Source organism: Streptomyces sp. NPDC002779, assembly GCF_042888685.1.
GTDB lineage: Bacteria > Actinomycetota > Actinomycetes > Streptomycetales > Streptomycetaceae > Streptomyces.
Map to the genome: position 1 here is coordinate 78,232 of NZ_JBIAQC010000007.1, position 16,441 is coordinate 94,672.

16 protein-coding genes are annotated in these 16,441 nt (G+C 72.3%); 12 read left to right on the forward strand and 4 right to left on the reverse strand.

Annotated elements, in window-relative coordinates:
* Nucleotides 1-22 precede the first annotated feature (22 nt).
* Entirely contained in the window at nucleotides 23-1,213 is a 1,191-nt protein-coding gene (locus tag ACFYW5_RS20780) for a hypothetical protein (protein ID WP_389418505.1), read from the forward strand.
* Nucleotides 1,214-1,256: 43 nt separating this feature from the next.
* On the opposite strand, the gene ACFYW5_RS20785 is transcribed toward ACFYW5_RS20780, so the two are convergent.
* Nucleotides 1,257-2,492: a glycosyltransferase 87 family protein gene (locus ACFYW5_RS20785; RefSeq protein ID WP_389418506.1), complete on the reverse strand. Its 1,236-nt coding sequence runs from the start codon at nucleotides 2,490-2,492 to the stop codon at nucleotides 1,257-1,259.
* A 119-nt stretch (nucleotides 2,493-2,611) separates the two neighbouring features.
* Between ACFYW5_RS20785 and ACFYW5_RS20790 the strand changes: the two genes are divergently transcribed.
* The gene (locus ACFYW5_RS20790) at nucleotides 2,612-3,754 is read left to right on the forward strand and encodes a glycosyltransferase family 4 protein (RefSeq protein WP_389418507.1); all 1,143 of its coding nucleotides are present in this window, start codon (nucleotides 2,612-2,614) and stop codon (nucleotides 3,752-3,754) included.
* Between the two features lie 63 nt (nucleotides 3,755-3,817).
* Here the strand turns inward: ACFYW5_RS20790 and ACFYW5_RS20795 are convergent, their stop codons facing one another.
* On the reverse strand, nucleotides 3,818-5,614 hold the full coding sequence (locus tag ACFYW5_RS20795; protein WP_389418508.1) for an AMP-dependent synthetase/ligase: 1,797 nt from the start codon (nucleotides 5,612-5,614) through the stop codon (nucleotides 3,818-3,820).
* 310 nt (nucleotides 5,615-5,924) lie between these two features.
* On the opposite strand from ACFYW5_RS20795, the gene ACFYW5_RS20800 reads away from it, so the two are divergent.
* The 6 genes from ACFYW5_RS20800 to ACFYW5_RS20825 all read left to right on the forward strand — a co-directional run bounded on the left by ACFYW5_RS20800 (nucleotide 5,925) and on the right by ACFYW5_RS20825 (nucleotide 10,870).
* Nucleotides 5,925-6,722 carry a metallophosphoesterase gene (locus ACFYW5_RS20800; protein ID WP_389418509.1) on the forward strand — a complete coding sequence of 266 codons (798 nt, stop codon included), beginning with the start codon at nucleotides 5,925-5,927 and terminating at the stop codon, nucleotides 6,720-6,722.
* An 83-nt stretch (nucleotides 6,723-6,805) separates the two neighbouring features.
* On the forward strand, nucleotides 6,806-7,249 hold the full coding sequence (locus ACFYW5_RS20805) for an SRPBCC family protein (protein ID WP_389418510.1): 444 nt from the start codon (nucleotides 6,806-6,808) through the stop codon (nucleotides 7,247-7,249).
* Nucleotides 7,250-7,284: 35 nt separating this feature from the next.
* Nucleotides 7,285-8,445 (forward strand): ArsA family ATPase, encoded by a 1,161-nt coding sequence (locus ACFYW5_RS20810; RefSeq protein WP_389418512.1) that lies wholly within the window; start codon nucleotides 7,285-7,287, stop codon nucleotides 8,443-8,445.
* Nucleotides 8,446-8,499: 54 nt separating this feature from the next.
* Nucleotides 8,500-9,003 carry a DUF5304 domain-containing protein gene (locus ACFYW5_RS20815; RefSeq protein ID WP_389418513.1) on the forward strand — a complete coding sequence of 168 codons (504 nt, stop codon included), beginning with the start codon at nucleotides 8,500-8,502 and terminating at the stop codon, nucleotides 9,001-9,003.
* Between the two features lie 129 nt (nucleotides 9,004-9,132).
* The gene (locus tag ACFYW5_RS20820; RefSeq protein ID WP_383372611.1) at nucleotides 9,133-10,086 is read left to right on the forward strand and encodes an ROK family glucokinase; all 954 of its coding nucleotides are present in this window, start codon (nucleotides 9,133-9,135) and stop codon (nucleotides 10,084-10,086) included.
* Between the two features lie 64 nt (nucleotides 10,087-10,150).
* The gene (locus tag ACFYW5_RS20825) at nucleotides 10,151-10,870 is read left to right on the forward strand and encodes an endonuclease/exonuclease/phosphatase family protein (RefSeq protein WP_389418514.1); all 720 of its coding nucleotides are present in this window, start codon (nucleotides 10,151-10,153) and stop codon (nucleotides 10,868-10,870) included.
* Between the two features lie 215 nt (nucleotides 10,871-11,085).
* Here ACFYW5_RS20825 and ACFYW5_RS20830 read toward each other — a convergent pair whose 3' ends face one another.
* Both ACFYW5_RS20830 and ACFYW5_RS20835 read right to left on the reverse strand, forming a co-directional pair.
* A complete protein-coding gene (locus tag ACFYW5_RS20830; protein ID WP_389418515.1) occupies nucleotides 11,086-11,658 on the reverse strand; it encodes a hypothetical protein in 573 nt (190 codons plus the stop codon).
* A complete protein-coding gene (locus ACFYW5_RS20835; RefSeq protein WP_389418516.1) occupies nucleotides 11,651-12,430 on the reverse strand; it encodes an alpha/beta hydrolase in 780 nt (259 codons plus the stop codon). Before ACFYW5_RS20835 ends, ACFYW5_RS20830 begins: the two co-directional genes overlap by 8 nt.
* Before the next feature lie 150 nt (nucleotides 12,431-12,580).
* Here ACFYW5_RS20835 and ACFYW5_RS20840 point away from each other — a divergent pair, with 150 nt between their 5' ends.
* The 4 genes from ACFYW5_RS20840 to ACFYW5_RS20855 all read left to right on the forward strand — a co-directional run bounded on the left by ACFYW5_RS20840 (nucleotide 12,581) and on the right by ACFYW5_RS20855 (nucleotide 16,399).
* Nucleotides 12,581-13,342: a lysophospholipid acyltransferase family protein gene (locus ACFYW5_RS20840; RefSeq protein ID WP_389418517.1), complete on the forward strand. Its 762-nt coding sequence runs from the start codon at nucleotides 12,581-12,583 to the stop codon at nucleotides 13,340-13,342.
* 31 nt (nucleotides 13,343-13,373) lie between these two features.
* Nucleotides 13,374-14,585 carry a MacS family sensor histidine kinase gene (gene macS, locus ACFYW5_RS20845; RefSeq protein WP_389418518.1) on the forward strand — a complete coding sequence of 404 codons (1,212 nt, stop codon included), beginning with the start codon at nucleotides 13,374-13,376 and terminating at the stop codon, nucleotides 14,583-14,585.
* A complete protein-coding gene (locus ACFYW5_RS20850) occupies nucleotides 14,582-15,262 on the forward strand; it encodes a response regulator (protein ID WP_389418519.1) in 681 nt (226 codons plus the stop codon). The genes macS and ACFYW5_RS20850 overlap by 4 nt, the downstream gene beginning before the upstream one ends.
* A 108-nt stretch (nucleotides 15,263-15,370) precedes the next feature.
* Nucleotides 15,371-16,399 carry a 6-phosphofructokinase gene (locus ACFYW5_RS20855; protein WP_389418520.1) on the forward strand — a complete coding sequence of 343 codons (1,029 nt, stop codon included), beginning with the start codon at nucleotides 15,371-15,373 and terminating at the stop codon, nucleotides 16,397-16,399.
* Nucleotides 16,400-16,441: the final 42 nt, after the last annotated feature.

Genomic DNA, 16,441 nt, shown 5'->3' on the forward strand with positions numbered 1-16,441 from the left:
CTGATCGCCGTACGATCGCGGCATGGCTGGTCGAGGGCGGGCGTCCGGATCCGGTGTGGTGGTGCTGTGTCTGCTGTTCGTCTCGCTCGTGGCGTGCGGGGGGCGACCGGCCACGGACGCGGCGCGGGAAGCGGTGCAGCGGGTGCTGGACCGGCGGGCCGCGGCGATCGTCGAGCGGGACGAGTCGGCCTTCGTCCGCACCGGCGCGCGGAGCGGCTTCGACGATCTGCGCGAGGTGCCGTTCGCCGAGTGGTCCTACCGGGTGACCGGGCTCCGGCGCAGCGGGGACAGCGCCACCGCCCAGGCCGAACTGCGCTACCGCCTGCGGGGCGACGACCGGGCGCCGGTCACCGCGGCCCGCAGCCTGCGGCTCAGCCTCGACGCCGGCGGCGCGTGGTACGTCGAGTCCGAGCGGCCCGCCCGCGAGGCCGCCGACCAGCTGTGGGACCAGGGCCGGGTGGACGTGGTCCGCGGTGAGCGCAGCATCGTGCTCGGCGTCGGACAGAGCGGCGCCCGGCTGCGCACCTTCGCCGACCTGGCCGACCGGGCCGTGCCCGCGGTGAACCGGGCCTGGGACGCCGAGTGGCCGCGCCGGCTCGTCGTCCTCGTACCGCAGTCCCTGGAGGCGATGGCGGGACTGCTCGGCTCGCCCGCCTCCTCGTACCGCGGGATCGCGGCCGTGACCACCGGCGAGACCGGCGCCCCCGCCGACGCGCCCGCGGACCGGATCATCCTCAACCCGGTCGCGTACGGCGTCCTCGGCCAGAGCGGCAAGCAGGTGGTGCTCACCCACGAGGCCACCCATGTCGCCACCCGGGCCCACACCAGCGCCGCCACCCCGCTCTGGCTCTCCGAGGGGTACGCCGACTGGGTCGGCTACCTCGGCACCGGGCGCTCGCCCGTCGAGGCCGCCCCGGAGCTGTGGCAGGCGGTGACCGAGGGCGAGATCCCGGCGGGGCTGCCGACCGACGAGGACTTCGGGTTCACCGGGGACTCGGCCGGGCTCGCGCAGGCCTACGAGAGCGGCTGGATGGCCTGCCGGATGATCGCGGAGCGCTGGGGCGAGGAGCGGCTCGCCGAGTTCTACCGGGCCGTCGGCGGGCACGAGAAGCGGCCCGGCGCGGTCGAGGAGGCCATGGACCGGGTCCTCGGCACGACCGTGGCGGACTTCACCGTGCAGTGGCGGGACTATCTGCGCACGCAGTTCGGCTGACCGGGGTCCCGGACTGCCGGATCCCCCTGGGCCCGGCCCCGGCTCAGGAGGGCAGCGAGGTCTCCTTGGCGCGGGTGGCCTGGGCGGGCAGCGGAGCGGCCTCGGGGACGGAGACCGTCGAGCGCCACAGGACGCGGGCGGCCAGGACCGTGGCCAGCACCAGCAGGCCGTTGCGCAGGAACAGCAGGGTGATGCCGAGCCAGTCGCTGGACACCACGTGCGAGAACCAGACCGGGAACTCCAGCACCGTCAGCAGGCACGCCGCCAGCACCAGGGCGACCGGCACGCCCATCCGGCTGCCCCGGAAGCACAGGCACACCGCGGCCAGCCCGACCAGCCACACCAGGTACTGCGGGCTGATCACCCGGCTGGTCGTGGTGAACATCAGCACCGCCACCAGGGCGGCGTCCGCGAGCGTGTGCGGCAGGAACCGGTTCGCCCGGAACCGCCACAGCAGCAGCCAGCCGAAGGCCAGCGCGGTCAGCACCAGCGCGGCCGTGCTGACGACGTCCACGTACGGGCCGAGGAACTCCACCGAGCCGTAGTTCAGCAGCACCTGCCCGTCCCAGCCGAAGTGCCGGGCCACATGGAAGACCAGGGCGCCCAGCGACTCCACCTCGGTGCCGCGGTCCCGCTGGAAGGTCAGGAACGCGAACGCGCCCGGCATCGCCACGCCGAACAGCACCGCCAGACCGGCGGCGGTCACCGCGGCCCACACCCAGGCCGAGCGGCGGCGGGCGGCGACCAGCAGCAGCACCGGCCACACCTTCAGCAGCGCCGCGAACGCCGTCAGCGTCCCCATCACCCGGGGGTGCCGGGCGCCCGCCAGCAGGGCGGCCACCGCCACCGCGGTCACCATCACGTCGTAGCGGGCGTAGACGGTCGGCCCGAGCAGCGGGACACCCGCGGCCCACACCCAGGGGCCGCGCAGGCTCCGGCCCGGGCGCAGGCCCGCGTACAGCAGCAGGGCGAGGACGGCGAGGTCGGCGGTGAAGGCGAGGACGAAGAAGGCGGAGGCGTAGTCCAGATGGAACAGCACCGCGGGGGAGAGGATCGCGAGGGCGGCGGCGGGCGGGTACTGCCAGGTGACGTCGTCCTGCGGGAACGTTCCGGTGCGCAGCACCTCGTACCAGCCCTGGTAGATCACCGAGACGTCGCTGGTGACGTCCGGGCCTGGGAAGACGTACACCTTGAACACGAAGAGCAGCAGGACCACCCTGGTCAGGGCCCAGATGACGAGCAGCCCCGCCAAGGACCGCCGCGTGCCCGTCGTCTCCACCTGGTCCCCTGCCGTCCGCGTCCGTCTTGAGGGGAACATGATGTCCCGGGAAACTGTGCGTCGGCCACCAGCGCGGTCGTGACGCGCTGTGCGGTACGCCTCGGATAAGGTCGGCCGCGATGCACAAGACGCTCATCGTGACGAACGACTTCCCGCCCCGCCCCGGCGGCATCCAGGCCTTCCTGCACAACATGGCGCTACGGCTGGACCCGGAGCGGCTGGTCGTCTACGCCTCCACCTGGAAGCGCGGCCAGGAGGGCGCCGAGGCCACCGCCGCCTTCGACGCCGACCAGCCCTTCACCGTCGTACGCGACGCCACGACGATGCTGCTGCCCACGCCCCGGGTCACCCGGCGGGCGGTGGGACTGCTGCGGGAGCACGGCTGTACGTCGGTGTGGTTCGGGGCGGCGGCGCCGCTCGGCCTGATGGCCCCGGCGCTGCGCAAGGCCGGTGCCGAACGCCTGGTCGCCACCACCCACGGCCACGAGGCCGGCTGGGCCCAGCTGCCCGCCTCCCGGCAGCTGCTGCGGCGGATCGGGGACTCGACGGACACCATCACCTACCTCGGCGAGTACACCCGCTCCCGCATCGCCGGCGCGCTGAGCCCCGCGGCGGCCCGGCGGATGGCGCAGCTCCCGCCGGGCGTCGACGAGAAGACCTTCCACCCCGGATCCGGCGGCACCGAGGTCCGCGCCCGCCTGGGGCTGACCGACCGCCCGGTGATCGTCTGCGTCTCCCGGCTGGTCCCGCGCAAGGGGCAGGACACCCTGATCCTGGCCATGCCCCGGATCCTGGCGAAGGAACCGGACGCGGTCCTGCTGATCGTCGGCGGCGGCCCCTACGAGCGGGACCTGCGCAAGCTGGCCCACGAGACCCGGGTGGCCGACTCCGTCCACTTCACGGGCGCGGTCCCCTGGTCCGAACTGCCCGCCCACTACGGCGCCGGTGACGTGTTCGCCATGCCCTGCCGTACGCGCCGGCGGGGCCTGGACGTGGAGGGGCTCGGCATCGTCTACCTGGAGGCCTCGGCGACGGGGCTGCCCGTGGTCGCGGGTGACTCGGGCGGAGCGCCGGACGCGGTCCTGGACGGCGAGACGGGCTGGGTGGTGCGCGGCGGCTCGCCCGAGCAGGCGGCCGACCGGATCGTCACCCTCCTCGGCGACGCGGAACTGCGCCGCCGGATGGGGGAGCGGGGCCGCGAGTGGGTCGAGGAGAAGTGGCGCTGGGACCTGCTGGCCGAGCGGCTCAAGGACCTGCTGTAACCGGACGGACGACGAAGGCGCGGGGCCCCCGACGGGGACCCCGCGCCTTCGCGAACCGGCGGGTCACTTGGCGTAGATCGCCTCGATCTCCTGCGCGAAGTCCTTCGCCACCACGTTCCGCTTGAGCTTCAGTGACGGCGTCAGATGCCCCGACTCCTCGGTGAACTGGGAGGGCAGGACGCGGAACTTGCGCACCGACTCCGCCTTGGAGACCGCGGCGTTGCCGTCGTCGATCGCCGACTGGATCGCGGCCAGCAGGTCCGGGTCGTCGATCAAGGACGCCGCCGTGGCGTTCGCCGGCTTGCCGTGCTCGGCGGCCCAGCGGCCCAGGAACTCCTCGTCGACGGTGACCAGGGCGCCCACGAACGGCCGCCCGTCGCCCACCACCATGCACTCCGCGACCAGCGCGTGCGCGCGGATCCGGTCCTCGATCACGGCCGGGGCGACGTTCTTGCCGCCCGCGGTGACCAGGATCTCCTTCTTGCGGCCGGTGATCCTGAGGTAGCCGTCCTCGTCCAGGGTGCCGATGTCACCGGAGTGGAACCAGCCGTCCCGCAGCGCTTCCTCGGTCGCGCCCGGGTTGTTCCAGTACTCCTTGAAGATGTGCTCGCCGTGCAGCAGCACCTCGCCGTCGTCGGCGATGCGCACCACCGAGCCGGGCAGCGGCTGGCCGACCGTGCCGATCTTCTGGCGGTCCCAGGGGTTGAACGCGGTGGCGGCGCAGGTCTCGGTCAGGCCGTAGCCCTCCAGGACCGAGAAGCCGATGCCGCGGAAGAAGTGCCCCAGCCGCTCGCCCAGCGGGGCGCCGCCGGAGATGGCGTACTCGCCCCGGCCGCCGAGGACCGCGCGCAGCTTGCTGTAGACGAGCCGGTCGAAGACCTTGTGCTTGATCCGCAGGCCGACCGACGGGCCCGAAGCGGTGTCCAGCGCGCGGCTGTAGGCGATGGCGGTGTCCGCCGCCTTGTCGAAGATCTTGCCCTTGCCGTCCGCCTGCGCCTTGGCCCGCGCCGAGTTGTAGACCTTCTCGAAGACACGCGGCACACCGAGGATCAACGTCGGCCGGAACTCGGCCAGTTCGGTGGTGAGGTCCTTGATGTCGGGCAGGCAGCCCAGCTTGATCGGCGCGATCATCGGGGCGATCTGGACCAGCCGGCCGAACACGTGCGCCAGCGGCAGGAACAGCAGCACCGAGCACTCGCCGGTCCGGAACAGCGGGCGCAGCCGCTCGACGATGTTGCCGCACTCCGCGAAGAAGTTGCGGTGGGTGAGCACACAGCCCTTGGGGCGGCCGGTCGTGCCGGAGGTGTAGACGATGGTCGCCGGGTCGTCGGCCTTCGCCAGCGAGCCGCGCTCCTCGATCGTCTCGTCGCTGACGTCCTGCCCGAGCCGGCCCAGCTCCTCGACGCCGCCGCCCTCGATCTGCCACAGGTGCTTCAGGGCGGGCAGCCGGTCGCGCACCGACTCCACGGCCGCCGTGTGGCTGTCCAGTTCCGTCAGCACCGCGGTGGCGCCCGAGTCACCGAGGATCCACTGCACCTGCTCCGGGGAGCTGGTCTCGTACACCGGCACGGTGACCGCGCCCGCCGACCAGATCGCGAAGTCCAGCAGGGTCCACTCGTACCGGGTGCGGGACATCAGCCCGATCCGGTCGCCCGGCTGCACTCCGGCCGCCACGAGCCCCTTGGCGGCGGCGCGCACCTCGGCGAGGAAGGCGGTGGCCGTCACGTCCTGCCAGGCCCCGCCCACCTTGCGCGCGATGACGGCGACATCCGGGTGCTGCGCGGCGTTTCTGCGGACGATGTCCGTCAGATTCCCGTCCGCGGGGACCTCGTACATGGCCGGAAGGCTGAACTCGCGCAAGACTGCTGCTCCTCATAGGGCGCCGGCGCCACGACGGTGTGTGATGCGACGGTGCGGTCCAAGGCTCGGGCAGGTACCCAGGCATTTCGTTGGTTGAAATCCTGAGCACGACTGGACTGCCCGGACGTTACCCGCCGGTATGGCGTCTTCGACAGAGGGCCCGGCGAGATGTTCGCTGCGTCACACGGATCGGTACCGCGTGCATGGTGTTTCTGCGCGCACAGTAGTCGACCCCTTTCACGACTGGCCAGTAACCGCAGGTCCGGCCGCCACTGTTCACGCATGCCGCACAGGCTTACGCTTGATCGCCATGGCATCCACACCATCCGGCAACAGCAGGACGCGCGTTCATGTGGTCAGCGACGTACACGGAAACGTCCGTGACCTGGCCAGAGCCGGCGACGGGGCGGACGCTCTGATCTGCCTGGGTGACCTGGTCCTCTTCCTCGACTACGCCGACCACTCCCGCGGCATCTTCCCCGACCTCTTCGGCGCCGAGAACGCCGACCGCATCGTCGAGCTGCGCACCGCGCGCCGCTACGACGAGGCCCGCGAGTTCGGGGCCCGGCTGTGGGCGGGGATCGGCTCGGACCGCGGCGCGGTGATCGAGAAGGCGGTGCGCAAGCAGTACGCCGAGCTGTTCGCGGCCTTCCCGACACCGACGTACGCGACCTACGGCAATGTCGACATGCCGCCGCTGTGGCCCGAGTACGCCGGGCCCGGCACGACCGTGCTGGACGGGCAGCGGGTGGAGATCGGCGGCCGGACCTTCGGCTTCGTCGGGGGCGGACTCAGGACACCGATGCGCACGCCGTACGAGATCAGCGACGAGGAGTACGCGGCGAAGGTCGAGGCGGTGGGTGAGGTGGACGTGCTGTGCACCCATATCCCGCCGGAGGTGCCGGAACTGGTCTACGACACGGTGGCGCGGCGCTTCGAGCGGGGCAGCAGGGCGCTGCTGGAGGCGATCCGGCGGACCAAGCCGCGGTACTCGCTGTTCGGGCACGTCCACCAGCCGCTGGTGCGGCGAATGCGGATCGGGTCCACGGAGTGCGTGAACGTGGGGCACTTCGCCGGGACCGGCAAGCCGTGGGCGCTGGAGTGGTGACCTCGGCTGCGCGGTAGCCTTCACGCTGCACACTCGTGCGCACGAGGACGACACGCCGGCCCGCATCTGGAGGAGCCACAGCGATGGCGGAACACACCAGCTCGAGCATCACGATCGAGGCGGCACCGGCCGACGTCATGGGGGTGATCGCCGACTTCGCCCGCTACCCGGACTGGACCGGCGAGGTGAAGGAGGCGGAGGTCCTCGCCACGGACGGCCAGGGCCGCGCCGAGCAGGTACGCCTGGTGATGGACGCGGGGGCGATCAAGGACGACCAGGTGCTGGCGTACACCTGGACCGGTGCGCACGAGGTCTCCTGGACGCTGGTGAAGTCCCAGATGCTGCGCTCGCTGGACGGCTCCTACCTCCTGAAGCCGACGGGGTCCGGCGCGACCGAGGTCACCTACCTGCTGACCGTGGACGTCAAGATCCCGATGCTCGGGATGATCAAGCGCAAGGCGGAGAAGGTCATCATCGACCGGGCGCTGGCCGGGCTGAAGAAGCGCGTGGAGTCGGGTTCGCAGTAAGGGACCCGGGTGGGCCTCGGTTACCGTTCACCCTCATGCGCACCCTCTTGATCACGGGCCCGGGCGGCAGCGGTCGTACGACTGTCGCGGCCGCCACCGCACTCGCCGCCGCCCGCGCCGGTGATCGGGTCCTCGTGCTGAGCGCCGACCGCGACGACACCCTCGGCGCCGTGCTCGGCACACCCACCGGCTCCGAGCCGGTGGCGGCCGGCGAGCGGCTCACCGCCTGGCGGCCCGATGCCGCCGCCGGGTTCCGGGACGACCTCACCGCCTTCCAGGAGCGTGCCACCACCGCCCTCGACCTCCTCGGTGCCTCCCGGCTCGACCCGGAGGAGGTCACCCCTCTTCCCGGCGCCGAGGAACTCACCCTGCTGCGCGCCCTGCGCGACGCGGCCCTGTCCGAGCAGCACGACCTGCTCGTCGTGGACCTCCCGGCCACCCCGCACGCCCTCGCCCTGCTCGCCCTCCCCGAGGAACTGCGCCGCTACCTGCGCCGGCTGCTGCCCTCCGAGCGGCAGGCTGCCCGCGCCCTGCGGCCCGTGCTCGGCCGGCTCGCCGGCGTCCCCATGCCCGCCGAGTGGCTCTACGAGACGGCCGCCCGCTGGGACGTCGAACTCGCCGCCGTCGAAGCCGTCGTCGCCGACCGGCGCACCGCCGTACGCCTGGTCGCCGAGCCCGGCCCGGCCGGCGCCGACGCCGTGCGGGCCGCCGTCCTCGCCCTCGCCCTGCGCGGACTGCGCCCCGACGTCCTGATCGCCAACCGGGTCGCCTCCGAGGAGTGGCCCGCCGCCCTCGTCGTGCAGCAGCGCAAGGTCCTGGAGGAGTGGCAGGAGACGTACGACGTGCACGCCGTGCCCCACCTCGGGCACGATCCGCGCGGCGCCGACGACCTCGCCGCGCTGGCCGTCCCCAACGCCGTCAACCCGGTGTCCTTCACCGTCGAGTGGCCCGTCACCGACCACCTCGCCGACGATGGGGTGCTGGTGTGGAGCCTCCCGCTGCCCGGCGCCCTGCGCGACGACCTCGACCTCGTCCGGCGCGGGGACGAACTCGTCGTCACCGCGGGCCCCTTCCGCCGTATCGTCCCCCTGCCGTCCGCCCTGCGCCGGTGCTCCGTCGACGGGGCCGCGCTGCGCGACGGCGTGCTGCGGATCCGGTTCGCGCCGGACCCGCGATTGTGGCCCGGGACCCGGTGAAGGCGGTACGGCCGTTCGGGTAACGTCGTAGGGAACCGTAGTCAGGAGTCCGCCATGAGCGAAGAGCTTCCGCCGTCCGACGCCGCGGGACAGGAGGCGCTCGACGAGACACGGGCGTCCGATCCCGACGCGTGGGCGACGGCGTGCGCCGAGGACCTCGCCGCGGAGCAGTCCCGCCGTCGCACCCAGTACGGCCCGCCCCCCGGCTCGGCCGCCGAGGAACTGCGCAAGCTCGTCGACGCGGTCGGCGACAAGCTGACGTCGCTGCAGTCCCCGCTGCTGGGCGCGGTCGCCGGACCCGCCGCCCAGCAGGTGGTCAAGCAGGTCGTGGAGCAGGCGAAGGCCGCCGTCGAGCCCGTCATCGAACGCAACCCGGACGTCTTCGACCACCTCGCGGCGGCCGGAAACGAACTCCTCGCCGCCTACCGCTCCGCCGTCCAGGCCCAGGAACGCCGCTGGACCACCGGCGACGAGCGCGACCCGGACAGGCGTGACCCGGACAAGCGCCGGGACCGCGGCGACGAGTCCGGCCCCGGCGAGCGCATCGACCTCGACTGAGGGGGCCGCGGCTGCAGACGCCCTTGAACCGGGCTCGTGCTCCTGTCCTCAGTGCGGACGACAGGAATCGCGGGGCAGGGCCTCGGGTACGGTTGGCCGTAGCGGGGCTCGACCGAAACTGAGGGATTCATGGGACTCACCATCGGCGTCGACATCGGCGGCACGAAGATCGCGGCCGGGGTGGTCGACGAGGAAGGCAACATCCTCTCGACCCATACGGTGCCGACCCCGGGCACGCCCGAGGGCATCGTGGACGCCATCGCCTCCGCAGTGGAAGGCGCGCGCGCCGGGCACGAGATCGTCGGCGTGGGCATCGGCGCCGCCGGCTACGTCAACCGGCAGCGCTCGACGGTCTACTTCGCGCCGAACATCGACTGGCGCCAGGAGCCGCTGAAGGAGAAGGTCGAGGCCCGCGTGGGCCTTCCGGTCGTCGTGGAGAACGACGCCAACGCCGCGGCCTGGGGCGAGTACAAGTTCGGCGCCGGCAAGGGCCACCGCAACGTCATCTGCATCACGCTCGGCACCGGCCTCGGCGGCGGCATCATCATCGGCAACAAGCTGCGCCGCGGCCACTTCGGCGTCGCCGCCGAGTTCGGCCACATCCGCATGGTCCCGGACGGGCTGCTGTGCGGCTGCGGCTCGCAGGGCTGCTGGGAGCAGTACGCCTCCGGGCGCGCCCTCGTCCGGTACGCCAAGCAGCGCGCCAACGCCACCCCCGAGCGCGCCGAGACGCTGCTCGCCCTGGGCAACGGCCACCCCGACGGCATCGAGGGCAAGCACATCTCCGTCGCCGCCCGGCAGGGCGACCCGGTCGCCGTCGACTCCTACCGCGAGCTGGCCCGCTGGGCCGGCGCGGGCCTCGCCGACCTGGCCTCCCTGTTCGACCCGTCGGCGTTCATCGTCGGCGGCGGTCTCTCCGACGAGGGCGAGCTGGTCCTGGACCCGATCCGCAAGTCCTACAAGCGCTGGCTGGTGGGCGGCAACTGGCGTCCGGTGGCCGACGTGATCGCGGCCCAGCTGGGCAACAAGGCGGGCCTGGTGGGGGCGGCGGACCTGGCGCGGGAACCCGACCCGGTCATGTGACTCCCCGACGGGGCGCGGGGCGTACACGCCCCGCGCCCCGAGTCGGGGGCGTAGATTGATCCACATGTCTGACGGTTCGGCCCTCGTCCGAGTCCTGAGCTACAACATCCGCTCGATGCGGGACGACACCGCCGCGCTGGCCAGGGTGATCCGGGCCTGCGTACCGGATCTCGTACTGGTGCAGGAGGCTCCCCGCTTCTTCCGCTGGCGCAAGAAACTGGCCCGCCTGGCCCGGGCGTCCGACCTGGTCGTCCTCACCGGCGGCGGCACCGCGGCCGGCCCCGCGATCCTCTGCGGCCTGCGGGCCGGGGTGGAGCGCACCGAGGACGTCCTCCTCCCGCTCACGCCGGGGTTGCACCGCCGCGGCTTCGCCACCGCGGTGGTCCGCTTCGGCTCCGCCCGGGTGGGCGTCCTCAGCTGCCACCTGAGCCTGCAGAAGGACGAGCGCTACGACCAGGGCGGCATGCTCCTGGACCGGCTGGCCGCGCTGGGCGTGGGCCACGCGATCGTCGGCGGCGACCTCAACGAACGCCCCCACGGCCGCACCTTCCGGCGCCTCGCCGACGATCTCCAGGACTGCTGGGCCGTGGCCCCCTGGGGCGGCGAGTACACCTCCACCCCAGCCCACCCGCATCAGCGCATCGACGCGATCTTCGCGACGAAGGGCATCGAGGTGCTCAGCTGCGGGGTCCCGCTGGGGCATCCCGGAGTCTCCGAGGCCGACCTCATGGCGGCGACGGATCACCTGCCGGTGCTGGCGGCACTGCGCGTGCCTGGGGCCTGATCCGGCCTCGGGCTGCCCTCGTGGGGGCGAGCCATCATCTGCGCGTGTCCGGGTGCTGCCCCGGCGTCGGGCTGCCCTCATGAGGGCGACCCCTCACCTGCCCGTGCCGCCCGCGGCCTGCCCCGGCGTCCAGCGGCACAGCCGAGGGCGGCCGCGGACCGTCTTCCGGTCCTGGCCGCCCTCCGCATCCCCGGTATCCCCGGCATCCCCGCGGCCTAGACGACCGCGCCCCGCCCGGGATCGTCGTCGTCCTCGTCGCCCGTCCGCATCCGCATCACCAGCGTGGCGAAGCCGCCCAGGAAGCCGCCGATGCCCAGCGTGGTGAGCCACCAGGTCATCTCCCAGCCCAGCAGCACCGCGAGCAGCAGCAGTATCGGCCCGCCGAGCACCGCCAGCCACGCGAACTTCGCCGTGGCGTCCGCCGCGGGCAGCTCCGGCGGCTCCGGCGGCACGAAGTGGCCCTCGTCGTCCTCGTCGAAGTCCTCGTCCGTCGGCTCGGGCGCCGTGTAGTCGCGGGGGCCGACGCCGGGCGCGAAGGCGACGGAGCCGCCCAGGGGCCGCACCGGCTCGGTCAGCGTGTCCCCGTCGGCCTTCTCGGTCTCGTCGTCGTTGGTCTCAACCTCCAGCAGCGCCAGGTCCTCGACGGACTTGAACGGCTTGGACCCCGGCGGGTCCGTCGGCTCGTCGCCGTACCCGGCGACGATGGCCGCCCAGGCGGCGTCCTCGTCGAAACGGGCACCCTGGTCGTCCGGCTCGCGATCCTCGCGGTCGGAGTCGTGCTCAGCCACCTACGGCCGTCCCTTCCTTGCCGAGACCGGTTGCGATCCGGGTCATGAACGCGTGGCTCTCCTCGAAGATCCGGTCCGCGTCATGGTCCAACGTCGCCACGTGGTAGCTCTGTTCCAGCACGACCTCCGTCACGTCCGTCGACGACACCCGGCTCAGCACGCGCGCCGAGTCGGCCGGCGGCACCACATGGTCCTGCGGGCTGCGCAGCAGCAGCAGCGGCTGGGTGACCTGCGGCAGCTCACCGTCGACCAGCCGGAAGAACTGCCGCAGCGAGTGCGCCGCGTGCAGCGGCACCCGGGTGTAGCCGATCTCCTCGCTGCCCTCCTTGGCGATGTCGCTGGCGATGCCCTTCGTGGTGGGCACGAAGTGCCGGACCACCGGGAGGGCGTGTGCGGCCAGGCCGTGGACCTTGTTGGCGGGGTTGACCACGACCACGCCGTCGATCGCGTCGCCGTGCTTGGCGGCCAGCCTGAGCGCCAGGGCGCCGCCCATCGACAGACCGGCCACGAAGACCCGCGCGGAGCGCTCCCGCAGCGCGCGCAGCTCGCGGTCCACCTCCGCGTACCAGTCCTGCCAGCCGGTGAGCCGGAGGTCCTCCCAGCGGGTGCCGTGCCCGGGCAGCAGCGGCAGCGAGACGGTCAGACCGCGCTCGGCGAGATACTCCGCCCAGGGGCGCAGCGACTGCGGGGAACCGGTGAAGCCGTGGCAGAGGAGAACGGACGTCTCCCCGCCCTCATGGCGGTACGGCTCGGCTCCAGGAAGGACCGGCACCTTCGGTCTCCTGTTCATGAGGTCGGTTGCAGGTACTTCACCGTACGCGACCGCACTGACACCGACCAGGGCCGACGGCCTCTTTGACGGCGCTCCGGGTTAAGGTCTCATCGACAGACATCAGGAGGCACTCGGTTGTTGTACGGCGCGATGAAGGTATCCATCGGGGGGCCGCTGAAGCTCGCCTTCAGGCCCTGGGTGGAAGGCCTGGAGAACGTCCCCGCCGAGGGCCCCGCCATCCTGGCGAGCAACCACCTCTCGTTCTCCGACTCGTTCTTCCTGCCCGCGGTCCTCGACCGCAAGGTCACCTTCATCGCGAAGGCCGAGTACTTCACCACCCCGGGCCTCAAGGGCCGGCTGACGGCCGCGTTCTTCAAGGGCGTCGGCCAGCTCCCCGTGGACCGCTCCGGCGCGCGCGGCGCGGGCGAGGCGGCCATCAAGAGCGGTATCGAGGTGCTGGAGCGCGGCGAGTTGTTCGGCATCTACCCCGAGGGCACGCGCTCGCCCGACGGCCGGCTGTACCGGGGCAAGCCCGGCGGCCTCGCGCGCGTGGCGCTCGCCACCGGGGCACCGGTCATCCCGGTCGCCATGATCGACACGGAGAAGATCCAGCCGCCGGGGAAGGTGATGCCCAAGCTGATGCGGCCGGGCATCCGGATCGGCAGGCCCCTGGACTTCACCCGCTACCAGGGCATGGAGCACGACCGCTTCGTCCTGCGCGCGGTGACCGACGAGGTCATGTACGAGATCATGAAGCTCTCCGGCCAGGAGTACGTCGACATGTACGCCACCGCCGCCAAGCGCCGGCTCGCGGAGGAGGCCAAGGCCGAGAAGGAAGCGGAGAAGGCGGCCCGGGCCGCTCTCGCCAAGGCCGCGAAGGAACAGGCGGACAAGGAGAAGTCCGAGTCCTAGACACGGCAGTGCCGTTCGGGGGGTGGGGGAGTTGGCCAGGCGCGAGAAGGTCCTGAGGATGTCGGTCGAGCAGCCGCTGTGGCGTGCGCTCATGGGGTACCGGATCCTCACCCTGCTGTACGCGATCGGCCTGTTCATCAGCGCCTACGACGAGTTCGCGCGCCCCTGGGCCGCCATCGCCTACTTCGCCGTACTGACGGTGTGGACGTTCGCGACCCTGCCCAAGGTGGCGAACGCCGCCGCCTGCACCAAGCCCTTCCTCGCCGCCGACCTGACCCTCGCGCTCGTCGGCATCCTCCTCACGCGGGTCGCCGACTCGGCCGCCCACATCGAGTCGGGCAGCCCGACCCTGCCGTCGATATGGACGGCCGGTTCCGTGCTGGCCTTCGCCATCAAGGGCGGCTGGCGCTGGGCGGCCTTCGCCTCCACGCTGGTCGCCGTCGCCAACCTCGTCCACCGCGGCTCCCCGACCCGCGACACCGTGCACGCGGTGATCCTCGTCTGGGTCGCCTCCATCGCCATCGGCTACGTCGTCGAGGTCGCCCGCGCCTCCGAGCGCACCCTCGCCCGCGCCCTGGAGATCGAGGCCGCGACCCGGGAACGCGAGCGGCTCGCCCGGGACATCCACGACAGCGTCCTGCAGGTGCTCGCCATGGTGCAGCGGCGCGGCGCCGTCATCGGCGGCGAGGCGGCCGAGCTGGGGCGCCTGGCGGGCGAGCAGGAGGTGGCGCTGCGGACCCTGGTCTCCGGCGGTCTGACCCCGGTTTCGCGGGTGTCGGAGGACGCCTCCCAGGGGGCGCTGGTCAGGGCCGTGGAGGAAGAGACCCACGACGACGGGCCGCTGGATCTGCGGGCGCTGCTCGCGCCCTACGCCGGGTCCCGGACCAGTCTCGCCGAGCCCGGGGCGCCCGTGGTGCTGGCGCCGGCCGCCGCGCGGGAGCTGGCCGCGGCCGTCGGGGCCGCACTGGACAATGTGCGTGAGCACGCCGGTGAGCACGCGCGCGCGTGGATCCTGGTCGAGGACGAACCGGACGCGGTGATCGTGACCGTCCGGGACGACGGCCCCGGCATCCCCGAGGGGCGGCTCGCGCAGGCCGAGGGCGAGGGGCGGCTCGGGGTCGCCCTGTCGATCCGGGGGCGGCTGCGGGACATCGGGGGCAGCGCGGAGCTGATCTCGGTGCCCGGGCAGGGCACGGAAGTCGAACTGAAGGTACCGAAGCAGATGTCCCGGGGGATGCGATGAGCGAGCAGGGCGGACCGATCAGGGTCATGGTGGTCGACGATCACCCCATGTGGCGCGACGCCGTCGCCCGGGACCTCGGCGAGTCCGGGTTCGAGGTGGTGGCCACCGCGGGCGACGGCGAGCAGGCCGTGCGCCGTGCCAAGGCCGCGGGCCCCGACGTGCTCGTCCTCGACCTCAACCTGCCCGCCAAGCCGGGCGTCCAGGTCTGCAAGGAACTCGTCGCCCACAACCCTGCCCTGCGCGTGCTGGTGCTGTCCGCGAGCGGCGAGCACGCCGACGTGCTGGAGGCCGTGAAGTCCGGCGCCACCGGTTATCTGCTGAAGTCGGCCTCCACGGAGGAACTTGTCGACGCGGTCCGCCGTACCGCCGTCGGCGACCCGGTGTTCACCCCGGGCCTGGCCGGACTGGTCCTCGGCGAGTACCGGCGCCTGGCCTCCGAACCCGCGCCCGCCGACCGCGACGCCGGCCGGCCGGGTGCCCCGCAGCTCACCGACCGCGAGACCGAGGTGCTGCGGCTGGTCGCCAAGGGCCTGAGCTACAAGCAGATCGCCGAACGGCTCGTCATCTCCCACCGCACCGTGCAGAACCACGTCCAGAACACCCTCGGCAAGCTCCAACTGCACAATCGCGTGGAACTCGTTCGGTACGCGATAGAGCGCGGACTTGACGACGAGTAAACGAACATCCTGACGTTTCACCGGAATTGCGGCTCCGACCCATCCCTGAGTGACCTGGATCACTATTAGCGTGGCCTTTCCAGGCAACCGCGGCGAAGGGACATTTCCATGCGGGTCGGAGTACTGACCGGAGGCGGCGACTGCCCCGGTCTCAACGCCGTCATCCGGGCCATCGTCCGCAAGGGCGTACAGGAGTACGGCTACGACTTCACCGGCTTCCGGGACGGCTGGCGCGGTCCGCTCGACGGCGACACCGTCCGTCTCGACATCCCCGCCGTGCGCGGCATCCTGCCCCGCGGCGGCACCATCCTCGGCTCCTCGCGCACCAATCCGCTCAAGCACGAGGACGGGATCCGGCGGATCAAGGAGAACCTGGCCAAGCAGGAGGTCGACGCGCTCATCACGATCGGCGGCGAGGACACCCTCGGGGTGGCCGCGCAGCTGTCGGACGAGTACGGCGTGCCCTGTGTCGGCGTCCCGAAGACCATCGACAACGACCTGTCCGCCACCGACTACACCTTCGGCTTCGACACCGCCGTCGGGATCGCCACCGAGGCCATCGACCGGCTGCACACCACCGCCGAGTCCCATATGCGCGTCCTCGTCGTGGAGGTGATGGGCCGTCACGCCGGGTGGATCGCCATCCACTCCGGCCTCGCGGGCGGCGCCAACGTCATCCTCATCCCCGAACAGCGCTTCGACATCGAGAAGGTGTGCGCCTGGGTGACCTCCCGCTTCAAGGCGTCGTACGCCCCCATCGTGGTCGTCGCCGAGGGCGCCATGCCGAAGGACGGCGACATGGTCCTCAAGGACGGGTCGTTGGACTCCTTCGGGCACGTCCGGCTCTCCGGCGTCGGCGAGTGGCTGGCCAAGGAGATCGAGCGGCGCACCGGCAAGGAGGCCCGTACGACCGTGCTCGGGCACGTCCAGCGCGGCGGCACCCCCAGCGCCTTCGACCGCTGGCTCGCCACCCGCTTCGGGCTGCACGCCATCGAGGCCGTCCGCGACGGCGACTTCGGCAAGATGGTCGCCCTGCGCGGCACGGACATCGTCCGCGTCCCGATCGCGGACGCCACGGCGAGGCTGAAGACGGTCGATCCGGAGCTCTACGAGGAGGTCGGGGTCTTCTTCGGCTGACCGGGCAGCCGGGGGTCATGGGCCGTATATTCGGCCCATGAC

Bases quoted from the DNA above. Each gene is read 5' to 3' on its own strand.
- ACFYW5_RS20800 (WP_389418509.1), top strand. From the start codon at position 5,925: ATGGCATCCACACCATCCGGCAACAGCAGGACGCGCGTTCATGTGGTC.
- ACFYW5_RS20825 (WP_389418514.1), top strand. From the start codon at position 10,151: ATGTCTGACGGTTCGGCCCTCGTCCGAGTCCTGAGCTACAACATCCGC.
- ACFYW5_RS20810 (WP_389418512.1), top strand. From the start codon at position 7,285: ATGCGCACCCTCTTGATCACGGGCCCGGGCGGCAGCGGTCGTACGACT.
- ACFYW5_RS20805 (WP_389418510.1), top strand. From the start codon at position 6,806: ATGGCGGAACACACCAGCTCGAGCATCACGATCGAGGCGGCACCGGCC.
- ACFYW5_RS20790 (WP_389418507.1), top strand. From the start codon at position 2,612: ATGCACAAGACGCTCATCGTGACGAACGACTTCCCGCCCCGCCCCGGC.
- ACFYW5_RS20855 (WP_389418520.1), top strand. From the start codon at position 15,371: ATGCGGGTCGGAGTACTGACCGGAGGCGGCGACTGCCCCGGTCTCAAC.
- ACFYW5_RS20850 (WP_389418519.1), top strand. From the start codon at position 14,582: ATGAGCGAGCAGGGCGGACCGATCAGGGTCATGGTGGTCGACGATCAC.
- ACFYW5_RS20815 (WP_389418513.1), top strand. From the start codon at position 8,500: ATGAGCGAAGAGCTTCCGCCGTCCGACGCCGCGGGACAGGAGGCGCTC.
- ACFYW5_RS20780 (WP_389418505.1), top strand. From the start codon at position 23: ATGGCTGGTCGAGGGCGGGCGTCCGGATCCGGTGTGGTGGTGCTGTGT.
- ACFYW5_RS20840 (WP_389418517.1), top strand. From the start codon at position 12,581: ATGAAGGTATCCATCGGGGGGCCGCTGAAGCTCGCCTTCAGGCCCTGG.
- ACFYW5_RS20820 (WP_383372611.1), top strand. From the start codon at position 9,133: ATGGGACTCACCATCGGCGTCGACATCGGCGGCACGAAGATCGCGGCC.